The organism is Ensifer meliloti, assembly GCF_030064585.1.
GTDB lineage: Bacteria > Pseudomonadota > Alphaproteobacteria > Rhizobiales > Rhizobiaceae > Sinorhizobium > Sinorhizobium meliloti.
This window is the reverse complement of the sequence record NZ_CP120366.1, coordinates 966,633-979,825: the sequence shown is the minus strand read 5'-3', so window position 1 is coordinate 979,825 and position 13,193 is coordinate 966,633. Positions and strand designations below refer to the sequence as shown.

10 protein-coding genes and 3 pseudogenes are annotated in these 13,193 nt (G+C 59.5%); 9 read left to right on the top strand and 4 right to left on the bottom strand.

The annotated features are described in order from the left end of the window. Window positions 1-23 precede the first annotated feature (23 nt). On the bottom strand, window positions 24-692 hold the full coding sequence (locus tag PZL22_RS29265) for a helix-turn-helix transcriptional regulator (RefSeq protein ID WP_010967255.1): 669 nt from the start codon (window positions 690-692) through the stop codon (window positions 24-26). Between the two features lie 193 nt (window positions 693-885). Here PZL22_RS29265 and PZL22_RS29260 point away from each other — a divergent pair, with 193 nt between their 5' ends. Genes PZL22_RS29260 through PZL22_RS29250 form a run of 3 tightly spaced genes read left to right on the top strand, consistent with a single transcriptional unit; the run spans window position 886 to window position 3,125 of the window. After that, the gene (locus PZL22_RS29260; protein WP_010967254.1) at window positions 886-1,704 is read left to right on the top strand and encodes an ABC transporter substrate-binding protein; all 819 of its coding nucleotides are present in this window, start codon (window positions 886-888) and stop codon (window positions 1,702-1,704) included. Between the two features lie 39 nt (window positions 1,705-1,743). Continuing rightward, window positions 1,744-2,442: an ABC transporter permease gene (locus PZL22_RS29255; protein ID WP_010967253.1), complete on the top strand. Its 699-nt coding sequence runs from the start codon at window positions 1,744-1,746 to the stop codon at window positions 2,440-2,442. Next, window positions 2,439-3,125 (top strand): ABC transporter permease, encoded by a 687-nt coding sequence (locus PZL22_RS29250; RefSeq protein WP_127701629.1) that lies wholly within the window; start codon window positions 2,439-2,441, stop codon window positions 3,123-3,125. The genes PZL22_RS29255 and PZL22_RS29250 overlap by 4 nt, the downstream gene beginning before the upstream one ends. Here PZL22_RS29250 and PZL22_RS29245 read toward each other — a convergent pair. Then, window positions 3,088-3,615, bottom strand: a pseudogene (locus PZL22_RS29245) (amino acid ABC transporter ATP-binding protein); the annotation flags it as partial. The gene PZL22_RS29250 and the pseudogene PZL22_RS29245 sit on opposite strands and share 38 nt — an antisense overlap. 61 nt (window positions 3,616-3,676) lie before the next feature. On the opposite strand from PZL22_RS29245, the pseudogene glnQ reads away from it, so the two are divergent. The 4 genes and pseudogenes from glnQ to hisN form a co-directional block, all read left to right on the top strand. Further along, window positions 3,677-3,901: pseudogene (glnQ, locus tag PZL22_RS29240) on the top strand (glutamine ABC transporter ATP-binding protein GlnQ); the annotation flags it as partial. Window positions 3,902-4,095: 194 nt separating this feature from the next. Beyond that, entirely contained in the window at window positions 4,096-4,998 is a 903-nt protein-coding gene (locus PZL22_RS29235; protein ID WP_127701630.1) for an ornithine cyclodeaminase family protein, read from the top strand. A gap of 31 nt (window positions 4,999-5,029) precedes the next feature. Beyond that, window positions 5,030-6,517 carry a threonine synthase gene (thrC, locus tag PZL22_RS29230; protein ID WP_227692169.1) on the top strand — a complete coding sequence of 496 codons (1,488 nt, stop codon included), beginning with the start codon at window positions 5,030-5,032 and terminating at the stop codon, window positions 6,515-6,517. A 202-nt stretch (window positions 6,518-6,719) separates the two neighbouring features. Beyond that, on the top strand, window positions 6,720-7,496 hold the full coding sequence (hisN, locus tag PZL22_RS29225; RefSeq protein WP_014528764.1) for a histidinol-phosphatase: 777 nt from the start codon (window positions 6,720-6,722) through the stop codon (window positions 7,494-7,496). Window positions 7,497-7,873: 377 nt separating this feature from the next. Here the strand turns inward: hisN and PZL22_RS29220 are convergent. Further along, window positions 7,874-8,448, bottom strand: a pseudogene (locus tag PZL22_RS29220) (plasmid partitioning protein RepB C-terminal domain-containing protein). A gap of 592 nt (window positions 8,449-9,040) precedes the next feature. On the opposite strand from PZL22_RS29220, the gene PZL22_RS29210 reads away from it, so the two are divergent. After that, entirely contained in the window at window positions 9,041-10,240 is a 1,200-nt protein-coding gene (locus tag PZL22_RS29210) for an NAD-dependent formate dehydrogenase (RefSeq protein WP_028005114.1), read from the top strand. Between the two features lie 365 nt (window positions 10,241-10,605). After that, window positions 10,606-11,940, top strand: a complete 1,335-nt coding sequence (locus PZL22_RS29205; protein WP_284718729.1) for an ISNCY-like element ISRm17 family transposase — start codon at window positions 10,606-10,608, stop codon at window positions 11,938-11,940. Window positions 11,941-12,149: 209 nt separating this feature from the next. Here PZL22_RS29205 and PZL22_RS29200 read toward each other — a convergent pair. Next, a protein-coding gene (locus tag PZL22_RS29200) for an IS630-like element ISRm2011-2 family transposase (protein WP_088895623.1) occupies window positions 12,150-13,096 on the bottom strand; the annotation gives its coding sequence in 2 pieces (ribosomal slippage) (window positions 12,150-12,757 and window positions 12,757-13,096; 948 coding nt in all). Between the last annotated feature and the right edge of the window lie 97 nt (window positions 13,097-13,193).

The window sequence follows — 13,193 nt, the reverse complement described above, 5'->3', positions numbered from 1 at the left end:
GGGCCGTTTTCAGCATGGCCAACTTACTGCTTACTGTTGCCGCCAGCCACCTTCGCCGCATCACCGTTGAGATAGTTGTATACCGTGGCCCGGCCCATACCGAGGAGTCGACATATGTAGCCTGCCGCGTTTTTCCCGCTAAACGCGCCATCGTCGGCGAGAGCCTGCACGAGTTCCTTCTTCTGTGCGCGCGACAGGTCGGAAATATTGAGCCCGCGTGACGTCGTCCAATGCCGAATATAGCTGTTAATGCGCTCAAACCAGTCATCGCGAAAAAGGCTGTCCAGCTTACCGGCCGTGGCAGGAAGAGAGACGAAGGTCTGCAGCGTAAGAAGGATGTTTTCGAAGACGGAGACGTCGACGTTTATACACAACACACCCACTTCCTTGCCCGAGGCGGTTCTCAGCACCGAGCTGATCGACTTGATCCGCCGACCATCCCAGTTTGTCTTTTCGTATGGCCCGATTAACACATCGGCGGGTTTGAAGTCGATCTCCTCGAGATTTGAGGGGTCGCCGAATTCCCGCTTTGAGAAATTCCCGGCAATGTAGACCACGGATGCACTCGCCATGTCATGCAGCACCACCTCCGCGAATGGGGCGAATAGGTTCGCAATGGCGTCGCAGACGGGGACGAACGGCGAAAGCTCCGGACCTATGCCTTTTCCCAATTCCTGGTCTTTCTTCTTCAACGAACGGTCTCCTTCAGAGGCTGGCGCAGGCGAAATGTAGCTCAAGTGCCATGCGATCGGCATTCACAATATACAGACTGGACAGTCTATTTTGGATGATCTAGTCTATTTCCTATGGTGCTTCCGTGCAAGCAGCTAGAGAGACAACCCGCTGCAACGAGGTTGTGCCGGTACCAGAAAAAACGAGAGGGGAATGAACGCAATGAAAAACTGGCAAACGTCCCTCACCGGACTAATCACAGCAGTGCTCCTCAGTGCTGCGCCGGCGAACGCGGACACGCTTCGCGTCGGCATGGAATGCACCTATGCGCCGTTTAATTATCGAACCTCCGATGGAAAGCTTGAAGGCTACGATGTCGATGTTGCCAAAGGCATTTCTGAAATCATCGGCGTCGATTTCGAGTATGTCTGCCAGGAATGGGACGGCATGATCCCGGCCTTGCTGGCCAACAAGTTCGACCTGATCATTGCCTCGATGTCGATTACCGACAAGCGCAAGGAACAGATTGATTTCTCTTCGCCCTATCGCAACTCGGTCGGCCGCATCGTGGGCCCGGTCGGCAAGGATTTGAAGCTTTTCGACGACAAGGGCCAACCGGTCGTAGGAAATTTCGATGGACTTCGGATCGGGGTAGAGCGCGCCTCGACCTACTTCGAATGGTTCTCGGCCAAGCTGCCGAAAGCCGACCTGGTGTTGTACGATAGCAATGAGGCGATGTATCTCGACCTCAAGAACGGCCGGGTCGATGTGATCATGACCAACCCGATGAAAGCGCATTTGAGCTTCCTCAGCGGCGAGGGAAAGGGAAAGTACGAATTCATCGGTCCCGAGGTCAATGAGCCGAAATTCTTCGGGCCCGGCGTCGGCGTGGGCCTGCGCAAGGGCAACGACGAACTGCGTGATAAGATCAGCGCAGCGATCCGCAAACTCATCCGCGAAGGCAAGCTTAAGGAATACGCGCTGAAAATCTTCCCGTTCCAGATCCACGATGACGCCTGGGCCGAAGAGTAATCATCGGTGGGATGACATCCAAGAACACGGAGTAGGGCATTGGAAGCACTGAACGGCTGGTGGGATGATTATCTGTTGGCGTCGGTAACCGTCGCAAAGGTTTTCGTCTGTTCGCTGATCCTGATGGTGATCTTCGGGCTGCTTGGCGCGTCTGCCAAGCTCTCTTCCAACCGCCTGGCCAACGCTGTCGGCAACGCCTACACCGTGTTCTTCCGCGGGACCCCCGAAATACTCGTCATCCTGCTGTTGTATTTCGGCTCGGCGGTTTCGCTGACGACCATCGCCCGAGTTTTCGACCCGTCCGTTGCTTTTGTCGATATCCCGCCCTTCTGGGCGGGATCGATAGCGATTGCATTGGTGGTCGGGTCCTACGCCACCGAGACATTCCGCGGCGCGTTCAATGGCGTGAAGAGCGGGAGCATCGAGGCCGCACGGGCGCTCGGAATGAATGGACTGCAAACGTTTTTCTACATCCGCATCCCGGAAATGTGGCGAATTGCCCTCCCGCCCTTCGGCAATCACATGCTGTCGCTCATCAAGGACACCGCCTTGATCTCCATCATCGGACTGAACGAGACGCTCTTCGTCGCAAAGCAGGCCGCCAGCACGACGGGAAAACCATTCACGATGTATATCGTCGTCGGGCTTATATACCTGGGCTTCTCAACCGCCATTACTATCTCGGTCCTGCTTCTTGAGGCCCTTGCGAACAGACATATTCAGCGGAGGCCGTCTTGAATATCGGCATCGTATTCGACGCGATACCTCGGATGCTAGGCGGCATCGTGATGACATTCCAGCTATTGCTGCTCTCCCTGGCGATCGGGACAATGATTGCCGTCTTGCTGCTCCTGATGCGGATCAGCGGCCGCTGGTGGCTGTCGTGGCCTGCCCAGTTCTATACCTATGTCTTTAGGGGCACGCCGATCCTGGTGCAGATTTTCATCGTCTACTACGGGTTGCCCCAGTTCGAATGGATTCGCGAAAGCATATTCTGGCCGATACTGCGAGACCCGTTCGGCTGCGCGATTCTGGCGCTTTCGCTGAACACCGGCGCTTACCTCTCGGAAATCTTCCGCGGCGGCGTGCTCGCCGTCGAGCGCGGCCTTCTCGAGGCGGGCGCGGCCCTCGGGATGAGCGCGACGCACCGCTTCATTTATATAACGACGCCGCTTGCCATCCGCATTGCCCTTCCGGCCTATGGCAACGAAGTCATCAGCCTGATGAAATCGACCGCTCTCGCCAGTACCATCACGCTCGTCGACATGACCGGCATCGGGCGGACGATCGTCGCCGAGACCTTTGCCCCCTACCAAGTATTTCTCTCACTGGCGATCGTCTACGTGGCCATAACGTGGATCATCCAACGATCGGTGAAGCGCCTGGGTCCAAGGCCGAGGTGGGTTCGTCGAACAACATGATCTGCGGCTTCATGCAAAGTGCTCGCGCGATTGCAACGCGCTGCTGCTGACCGCCGGAAAGCTGTACCGGGTATTTGCTGGCCTGTTCCGGGATCTTCACTCGCTTCAAATAATGCATCGCGACCTCCTTTGCCTCCTTCTCGGGGGTTTTGCGGACAAGGCGCTGCGCAATGGTCAGATTTTTCAGGATGGTCATGTGAGGGAAGAGATTGAAACTCTGGAACACCATGCCAACTTCGCGCCGCACGGCGTTGATGTCCTTCGTCCTGTCGGTGAGCTCCCGGCCGTCGATTATGATTCGTCCGCTCGTGTGTTCCTCCATACGGTTGATACACCGGATGAGCGTTGACTTTCCGGAACCGGAGGGGCCGCACAGGACGATCTTCTCGCCTCGACGTACCTCGAGACTAACTTGCTTGAGCGCTTCGAACTGACCAAAGCGCTTTCCCACGCCAATCAGCTGAATCATCGTGTCATTGGGTTTATTCATGAATGTCGCCTCAATCATCCTTATTCACGTCAGCGTGCGGTGGACCGGCCGAGGTAAACCTCCGGAAATGATCTCGGAGGTTCTGGACGTCATGGTCGATCTGGCACGGGATGGGATGACGATGATTTGCGTCACCCATGAGATGGGCTTCGCCCGGTCCGTTGCGGATCGGGTAATGTTCATGGATGGCGGCCAGCTGATCGAGGAAGGCGACCCGGAAACGTTCTTCGCTAATCCGCGCAACGAGCGAACCGCGCTCTTCCTCCGCCAGATTCTAAGACATTGAGCGTTTAGGCACCCGCCGAGACGGGTGGCCCCACCGGTGCCAAGAGCGGCGCCGCAACGTAAAAAGACCTGAAACAGCCACGGATGAGCCATGCACGGCGCATTCGGACGAAGCCCTGCGGGCTCATGAAATGACATGAGGCACTAGATGACCAAGGTTTTGGAATTGAAGAAATACGCGCTGCCACGGCGTCGATGGATCTGACGTCGGTGATGGAAGCCGGATTCGTCGCCTACTCCGACGGCAAGGTGGTCGTTCCCCCGGTAGGCGAGCTGCTGTTCGAAGAACCGCCTGGCGACACGCATATCAAATACGGGTACATCCGGGACGACCGGGTCTTCGTGATAAAAATCGCGTCCGGCTTTTACGGCAATGCGGCCTTGGGCCTGCCTTCGAGCTCCGGGTTGATGCTGGTGTTCTCGCAGAAGACGGGCTTCCTTGAATCGGTGCTGCTCGACGAGGGCTATCTCACCAACGTTCGCACGGCGCTTGCCGGCCGGATAGCCGCGCGTTACCTGGCCCCGAAAGAGGTAAAGGCGATCGGCGTGTTCGGCACCGGTACCATGGCCCGGATGCAGGTCACCTATCTTTCCACCGAGACGGACTGCCAAAATATTGTCGCATGGGGTCGGTCGGATGACAGCCTCCGGCGCTATTGCGATGACATGGCGGCGCTCGGCTATCACGTCACCACTACTCGTGACGCGCGCGAAGTGGCCGAGGCGTGCAACCTCATCATCATGACCACCCCCTCGACCAAACCCCTGCTTATGGCGAGCCAGCTGCAGCCGGGCACCCACATCACGGCGATGGGGTCGGACACCCCGGAAAAACAGGAACTCGATAGCCTGATCCTGGCACGCGCCGACATCGTCGTCGCAGACAGCCTCGAGCAGTGCCTGTCGCGCGGAGAGATATTTCACGCGGTCCGCGCAGGCCATATCGCGGCCGCGCAGGTACGTGAGCTCGGCGGCCAGATACGCGCCGGTACGCGGGTGCGCACTTCACAGGACCAAATTACGGTCGCCGACCTGACCGGCGTCGCAGTCCAGGATATCCAAATCGCAAAAGCGGTATGCGAACGCCTGTCATCGTGACGTCGACATACCTGCGTTCCAACACACACATTTGCCGTCCATTTTCACTTCAGGAGGAAAGCCAATGATCAAGTATGTTAGCACGACCGGGGGAATAGAGCCGGTAGGCTTCGACGAAGCCGTGCTGCAGGGCTTTGCAGCCGATGGGGGCCTGTTCGTACCCGATCGAATTCCGGTGATCGACCAGGAGCAGCTGCAGGCATTTTCAACCCTTAGCTTTCAAGACCTCGCCTTCGAACTGGTATCGCTCTACATCGATGCATCGATCATTCCGCGGCAGGATCTCAGACGTTTGATCGACAACAGCTACCGCGAATTCCAGCGCCCCGACATCGTCAATCTCGTGCCTATCCGCGGCAATCGCGACACATACGTACTAGAGCTTTTCCATGGTCCGACCCAGTCCTTCAAGGACATGGCAATGGGCTTCCTGATGCAGGTGGTCGACTATCTTCTCGGGCAGCGTCGGGAAAGACTGAACATCGTGCTTGCGACAACCGGTGATACAGGCCCCGCCGCCGCATGGGCGGCCGCAGGCAAACAGCGCATCGATTGCTGGCCGCTTTACCCGAGAGGAATGATTTCCCGGGAGCAGGAGCGCCAGATGACCACATTGAGGGCGGATAATGTGCATCCCGTCGGGGTCGAGAACTGCCCGGACGGCGGGGACGACCTCGACCTCGTGGTCGCAGAGTTGTTCTCCGACGAAAAACTCAAGCGCACCTTGGCGCTCTCCAGCGTCAATTCCATCAACTGGTGCCGCGTCATGACGCAGACGGTGCACTATTTCTACTCCTACTACCGGGCAGTCGAGCGCGTCGGCGATCCCGTCGTCTTTTCCGTACCGTCCGGTGCGTTCGGTAATTTGTTCGCCGGCTACCTGGCGCGCTCCATGGGCTTGCCGGTCGCCCGTTTCGTCTGCGCCAACAATGTCAACAACGCGCTGCATACCGCGTTTTCGCGGGGGGTGCTGCCCCGTCACGATCTCGTTCAAACGCCTTCGTCCGCCATTGATATCGTGGCCCCTTACAACTTCTGGCGGCTCCTATATTTCGCGACGAACAGAGACACCGCGCGTATCCGCCAGTGGATGAAGGACTTCGCCGCGCGCCGGGAGGTGGTGCTCGACGTCGAAACGACGAAGACCATCCAAGGGGGCTTCATTTCCGCTTCGATATCTGATGAGGAGACACTGGCCACCGTCCGCAGTGTCTACGAAGCGGAAGGCCATTACCTCATTGACCCGCACACGGCTGTTGCCGTTGCGGCGGTTGAAGCGGTCAGGGACAGCCTGCCCGCGGCTGCCGCGATCGTTTGCTTTGCAACGGCGCATCCGGCCAAGTTCCCCGATGTCATCAAACGCGCCCTTGACGTGGAGGAACTGCCGGCAGCAGGGCACCATCCGGTAATCGACGAGGCTCGCGATGCCTGTGAGCACCTGCGTATATGCCAGTTGGAGAACCTCAGATCGAATCTGATTGGTGAGATGACGCGGCAGGTCGCACGCAGAAGAGGTTGATCCTCTCCCCGCGCGATGGCCAAGCAAAGATCGGTCACCGCACAGAAGGGTGATGCCACCCATGCAATTTCTTCGCGCGCGGAGGTCTCCCGCCGACAACCGTCTGTCCATCGGGATCGCCATTCCGACATGCCGACGCTGGACCTGCTCGCCTGCTGGCGGGACGGTGCCCCCAACGACAATCAAAGGAGTGCAGAACTCGATGTTTGATCCGCCGCTCGGAGAATTTGCCAGTTTCGCTCACGACATCGCCGACCTTGCGCGACAAACGATCAGCAGCGCGGCGGGGGTAAGGCGCGAACCTATCGCGAAGTCGGACGCCAGTCCGGTGACGGAGACCGACCGAGCCGTGGAGAAATGCCTGCGCGAGCGCATAGCCGACCACTTTCCCGACCATGGGGTGCTTGGGGAGGAATTCGGCGCCGAAGGATTGGGCAATGAATTCGTCTGGGTTATCGATCCAATCGACGGCACGAAAGCCTTCGTTGCTGGTCTTCCGGTATACGGCACGTTGATTTCACTGACGCGCGGAGGAACGCCCATCCTTGGCCTGATAGACAATCCCATGACAGGCGACCGCTGGCTCGGCGTATCTGGCCAACCGACCACTCTCAACAACGTTCCGATTAGAACGGCCTCCACAACCGCTCTCGCAACAGCTTTCATAGCGAATGGCAACCCGGACGCGTTCAGCCCCGCTGACAAAAGCAGGGTTGAATCTCTCAGAAGGATCACACGCTGGTGCGTCTACGGCGGAAGCTGCATAGCCTACGGCCGTGTAGCCGACGGCAGCGTGGACATCAGCATAGATGGAGGCTTAGACCCCTATGACTATTGCGCGCTTGTTCCCGTAATCACAGGCGCTGGCGGCTGCATAACCGACTGGCAAGGGCGGCCGCTTACGCTCAACTCAGGAGGTTTGTGCGTAGCCACAGCTACCGACCTACTGCACCGACACGTGCTCGAGATATTGGCTTAAGAAGGGGCGCTGTGCGTAAGCGGCACGATAAAGTTTTCAGGATGCGTGCGCCCTCCCCCTGCAGGAGGTGTTCATCGGCACGAACAAGGGAGCAATCGTACGCGCCTTGTCTCAGGTGGCATAGATGGTTCGTAGGGTGAGTGCAGGCGTGGGCTTCTGCGTTTAAAGGCCCTCGTGGGACCCAGGCTGCGGCTGCGGACATAGAAAGCCTCTGCCAAGCCCTGACTTCGTTGGACACCGCACTGATAGTGCGTTGCACACTCAAGGCCTCATGCATCCGGAGTAAGGTTCCGGTGGATACATTATGCAATCCTGGACAAACAAGCCGGCAACGTTTCGTGCTTCCAGTGGGCCACGTCTCTGCCCCATAAGGAATTTTACGCCTCCGGGGCCTCCGGCTGAGGACCGATCGCTTCGATCTCGGCGATTTTCTGAAACTCCCCAAGATATTCTTGGCGGTGATACGAAGGCCACCGGGTGATGCGAGTGTTGGCGAGCAGCTTGGCAACGTATCCGCGTGCGACGGTAAGATGCAGATTGTCGATGCCGTAAGTTTCCTCGACGCTTTTCACTTGAGTCTGAAGTGATGCAGTTCCCTTTCCATCCGGGCAATCTGCTGGCCTGTCGGCGTGGATGCAGCAGCGCCTGTCATCTTTTTGGCTGCGACCAACTGGCTGTCAGGCGTGGCAGCGCGTATCGCTCGCGCGAACATAAGCGTAAAATTGTGCTGACCGATCATCAAATCTGCCGCTTCGATTTGCCGAACGGCGTTCATCTGCCTCAGGACATCGAACACCTTCATCGAGCAGGGCGTATTTTTCAGCATCTCGGCTACCTCGGGGCTGATGCCTTCCAACAGACGGAACCGGCGAATGACGGACTCCACCTGAAGCCCCAATGCGTCGGCTATATCGGCCGAAGAAACGCCACGCTCGATGGCACGAGCAATCATCCTGTGCTCCTCGATCGGGGCCCAGCCGGTTGACCCGCTTGTTGTAAGTGTAGGTGTCGTCGTCAGTCGCAACCAAACACTCGACCTTCGCGAAGCCTAGTTCCTTCAGTGCTTCCAGCCGCAGGTGTCCATCGAGCAGGTACCAGGTTCCCGCGCTCCTTGTATCTGCAAAGACCACCGGTGCCTCGACGAGTCCAATTACCCTGATCGAGCTCAGGACCTGCCCAAACTTCCGGCTCTCGCGAACACCGATCCGCAGGAACTTGTGCGCAACGTCCCGGTTCTTTAGCCCGGAACGTCAACATCCTCGCAACAAGCCGTGCACGGGACTCGTGAAGAACGGCTCCCTTCGACCCAAAGCGAGGTCGTACGAATTCATCTGCCCTCATGCAGCGCTGCGGCCACTTGAAACCTCGCCCGGCTCCTCCATCTTCTCGCGCAGTACTCGCGCCACGAACGTGGGAGGGCCAGGAGCAAGCCTGCTGCCCACAGATCGTCAACAGAGCATGTCGCCCTGCTGTTCGTCCGCATTGACCGGCAGTCTTGAACAGGTCGCGCCCTTCCTCTTCGTTTCCGATGAAGGGAGATGGAAATGGCAAAGGTCGTTTGCGTGCTTTATGATGATCCGGTCGATGGCTACCCGACGGCTTACGCGCGGGATGGCCTGCCGACGCTGGAGCGCTACCCCGGCGGCCAGACGCTCCCCACCCCGAAGGCGATCGACTTTGAGCCAGGCGCCCTCCTGGGCAGCGTCTCCGGCGAACTGGGTTTAAGAAAATTTCTCGAAGGCCAAGGGCATACCCTGGTGGTGACATCGGACAAGGACGGTCCCGACAGCGTCTTCGAGCGGGAGCTCGTCGACGCCGAGATCGTCATCTCCCAACCTTTCTGGCCGGCTTACCTCACCGCCGAGAGGATCGTCAAGGCGGCCAGGCTGAAGCTTGCGATCACCGCCGGCATCGGCTCGGACCACGTCGACCTGCAGGCCGCGATCGACCGCGGCATTACCGTCGCCGAGGTGACCTATTGCAATTCGATCAGCGTGTCCGAGCATGTGGTGATGATGATCCTCAGCCTCGCGCGCAACTATATCCCCTCGTACCAGTGGGTCGTAAAAGGTGGCTGGAACGTCGCCGACTGCGTTGCGCGTTCCTATGACATCGAGGGCATGGACATCGGCACGGTGGGCGCTGGGCGGATCGGCACCGCGGTGCTGCGCCGGCTCAAACCGTTCGATGTCAAGCTGCACTACACCGACCGGCACCGGCTTCCGGACGAGGTCGCGAAGGAGCTCGGCGTTACTTTCCATCAGACGGCGGCGGAAATGGTGCCCGTTTGCGACGTCGTGACGATCAACGCGCCCCTCCACCCGGAGACGGAAAACCTCTTCAACGAGGCGATGATCGGCAAGATGAAGCGCGGTGCCTATCTGGTGAACACCGCGCGCGGCAAGATCTGCAATCGCGATGCCGTCGCACGGGCGCTCGAAAGCGGCCAACTCGCCGGCTATGCCGGTGACGTTTGGTTCCCGCAGCCGGCGCCCAAGGACCATCCGTGGCGCTCGATGCCCCATCACGGCATGACGCCGCATATTTCGGGTTCCTCGCTCTCCGCCCAGGCGCGCTATGCCGCGGGCACGCGAGAGATTCTCGAATGCTGGTTCGAGGGCAGGCCGATCCGCGAGGAATATCTGATCGTCTCCGGCGGCAAGCTCGCCGGCGCCGGCGCCCACTCCTACAGCGCCGGAGACGCGACTCGCGGATCCGAGGAAGCAGCACACTTCAAGACCTGAACGCGGGCGGGCTTTTCTGCGGCCGTGCGGGGCAGCCGCACGGCCAGTTGATGTTTCTCCAGCGGCCGTCTTACAGTTCACCGGTGTGATCTCTGCGATCACCGTGTTCAGCAAGCCGTCAGAATCACTCGGCCTGCCACAAGCATCTGCCGTGGAGATTTGAATCTTGGGCGCCTTGAACGGGATCGAACCTTCGACCTCTTGATAATCGGCGTGCCTAGTCTAGTGCCCGTCCATAAACAGCAAGTATTTGGAATTATTGCGTAAAACGCGCTTTTTGTGCGGGCAAGGCCCGGCGGTTTTAGGTACACTTTAGCATCAAGCCACTGATTCTAAAGACAAACCCGCAACCGCCGGAGCCGACAATGCGCCAAGAACGCACCGTCCAGGGCAGCATATTCGATCTTTTCGCCGAGCACGAGATCGGTCGTGAGTTGGAGGCGATGTCGCAGTGGCTGGACGCCCATCGCGATCTTTTGAATTTGGTGACGTCCGATCTGCGCCGACAGGGGGTCACGGAAACTGGCCGGCAGGGTTTGCCGTCGGAGGCGGTGCTGCGCTGTGCCCTCCTCAAACAGTACCGCCAGTTGAGCTACGAGGAGTTGGCGTTTCATCTGGAAGATTCCGCCTCGTTCCGGGCCTTTGCCCGGCTGCCATGGGGATGGAGCCCGAAAAAGTCGGTCTTGCACAAGACGATCAGCGCGATCCGGGCGGACACCTGGGAAGCGGTCAACAAAATGCTGCTGGCCAGCGCCCGGCAAGAAAGGTTGGAAAGCGGCAGGGTCGTGCGTGTGGACAGCACCGTCACGGCGGCGCTGATCCACGAACCAAGCGACAGCAGTCTTTTGTGGGACTGCGTGCGGGTGATGGTTCGTCTTCTGCAGCAGGCGGATTCGCTGGGCAGCACCATTCCCTGGCACGATCACTGCCGCGCGGCGAAGAAGCGGGCTCGGGTGATCGAGTATACCCGCGGTCGCCCGAAACGGGTTCAGCACTACCGCGCTCTGCTCAGGATCGCCCGGAACACCCTGGATTATCTGCAGCAGGCGGCGGCACAGTTGCCGCTGGCGGCAGGCCCGGCGGGCAAACTCTGGCAGGCCCAGGTTCGCCACTATCAGCCACTGATCACGCAGATCATCGCCCAGACCGAGCGGCGGGTGCTAGCCGGCGAAGCAGTGCCGGCCGGCGAGAAGCTTGTCAGCCTGTTCGAACCGCATGCCGACATCATCGTCAAGGGCAGCCGCGACGTCGATTACGGACATAAGCTCAATCTGACCACCGGCAGGAGCGGACTGATCCTCGATCTCGTCATCGAAGCCGGCAATCCAGCCGACAGCGAGCGGCTCTTGCCCCTACTGGAGCGCCACATCGCCTTCTATGGCGAGGCGCCGCGGCAGGCGGCCGCCGACGGCGGCTATGCAAGCCGTGAAAACCTGCGCCAGGCCAAGGCCTGGGGTGTAGGCGACATGGCCTTCCATAAGAAGAGCGGCCTCAGGATCGAAGACATGGTCAGGAGCCGCTGGGTGTATCGAAAGCTCAGAAACTTCCGGGCCGGCATCGAGGCCGGCATCTCCTGCCTGAAGCGGACCTATGGCCTGGCCCGCTGCACCTGGCGCGGGCTTGACCACTTCAAGACCTACGTCTGGTCCTCGGTGGTCGCCTACAATCTCGCCCTCTTCGCCCGTCTCAGGCCGACCTAACGCCGGTCATCGCGCCGCGCTCCGGAACACGCCGCGAGCGCCGGCCGATGCCACACGACCCTATCGCCGCCAAATCGCCCTTCGATCACAACCTGCAAGCCCTGTGCCATCACGCCTCGCGAAAAAAGACCGCTTCAGCGAGCAAAACACTTCTAAAACCCTGAAAAACAGGCGTTTATGGACGGGCACTAGTCTAGAGCGGTATGTATTTAAGCCCGTTCATATCCCGCCTCTTTGAAGTAGGCTGCGCATTCCTGTGGGGTGACGGCTTGGAGAATGTGGCGCAGTTCGTCATGGATTGCGTCGCGTGATCTGGCCTGTGCCTCACGCAACCAGTGCTTGATTTTGGCGAAGAGCTTTTCGATCGGATTGAGATCGGGGGAATATTTCGGCAGAAAGAACAGGCGGGCGCCGGCCTTACGGATGGCGGCGCGGATCTCCTGACCCTTATGGGAGCCGAGATTGTCCAGGATGACGATGTCGCCGGCTTTGAGTTCCGGCACCAGAACTTGCTGGACATAGATGCGGAAGCGTTCGCCATTGATCGGGCCATCGAGGATAAAGGGAGCGCTGACGCGGTCGGCCCTGAGTGCGGCGACAAAGGTCATGGTGTTCCAATGGCCGAAGGGGGCGTAGCCCACCAGTCGTTCGCCGCGAGGCGCCCAGCCCCGCCGCGGCGCCATGTTCGTCTTCGTCCAGGTCTCATCGATGAAAACGAGGCGGGCGGGATCAATTCCGGGGCAGTGCTTCAGCCATCGTGCCCGGTGGCGGGCGACGTCGGGCCGCTCCCGTTCGCTGGCGACCAGCGTCTTTTTTTATAACTCAACCCCTCTTCGTGCACGAAGGTCCAGACGGCGCGATAATCCACCTTCAGGCCGCGCTCGCTCAACTCGGCGACAAGTCCGTGCAGCGTGAAGTCGCGCTCGCGGCAGCGGCAAAGCAGCCAAGCCCGGTGCGGACCGGAAAGCTTGCGGGGCTTGTGCCCACCCATCTGGCCGGGTGCGGCGCTGCCCGTCTCGCGAAACCGCCGCACCCAATCGATCGCGGTGCTGATGCCGATGCCGAAGCGCTTGGCCGCTGCCCGGCACGATAGGCCCTCGCCCGTCACCGCATCGACAACGCGTTCCCGAAGATCATTCGAAAAAGGTCTCGCCATAAAGGCCGGCCTCCTTCACCGGCCTGAATGGTGAATCTGATTTGCGCAGAAAAAGGAATCCCCTTTCCGATTCCGCCTAAATGCATCCCGCTCTAGG

Coding starts and splice junctions, on each gene's coding strand:
- PZL22_RS29205 (WP_284718729.1), top strand. CDS start 10,606: ATGCGCCAAGAACGCACCGTCCAGGGCAGCATATTCGATCTTTTCGCC.
- PZL22_RS29260 (WP_010967254.1), top strand. CDS start 886: ATGAACGCAATGAAAAACTGGCAAACGTCCCTCACCGGACTAATCACA.
- hisN (WP_014528764.1), top strand. CDS start 6,720: ATGTTTGATCCGCCGCTCGGAGAATTTGCCAGTTTCGCTCACGACATC.
- PZL22_RS29235 (WP_127701630.1), top strand. CDS start 4,096: ATGGATCTGACGTCGGTGATGGAAGCCGGATTCGTCGCCTACTCCGAC.
- PZL22_RS29210 (WP_028005114.1), top strand. CDS start 9,041: ATGGCAAAGGTCGTTTGCGTGCTTTATGATGATCCGGTCGATGGCTAC.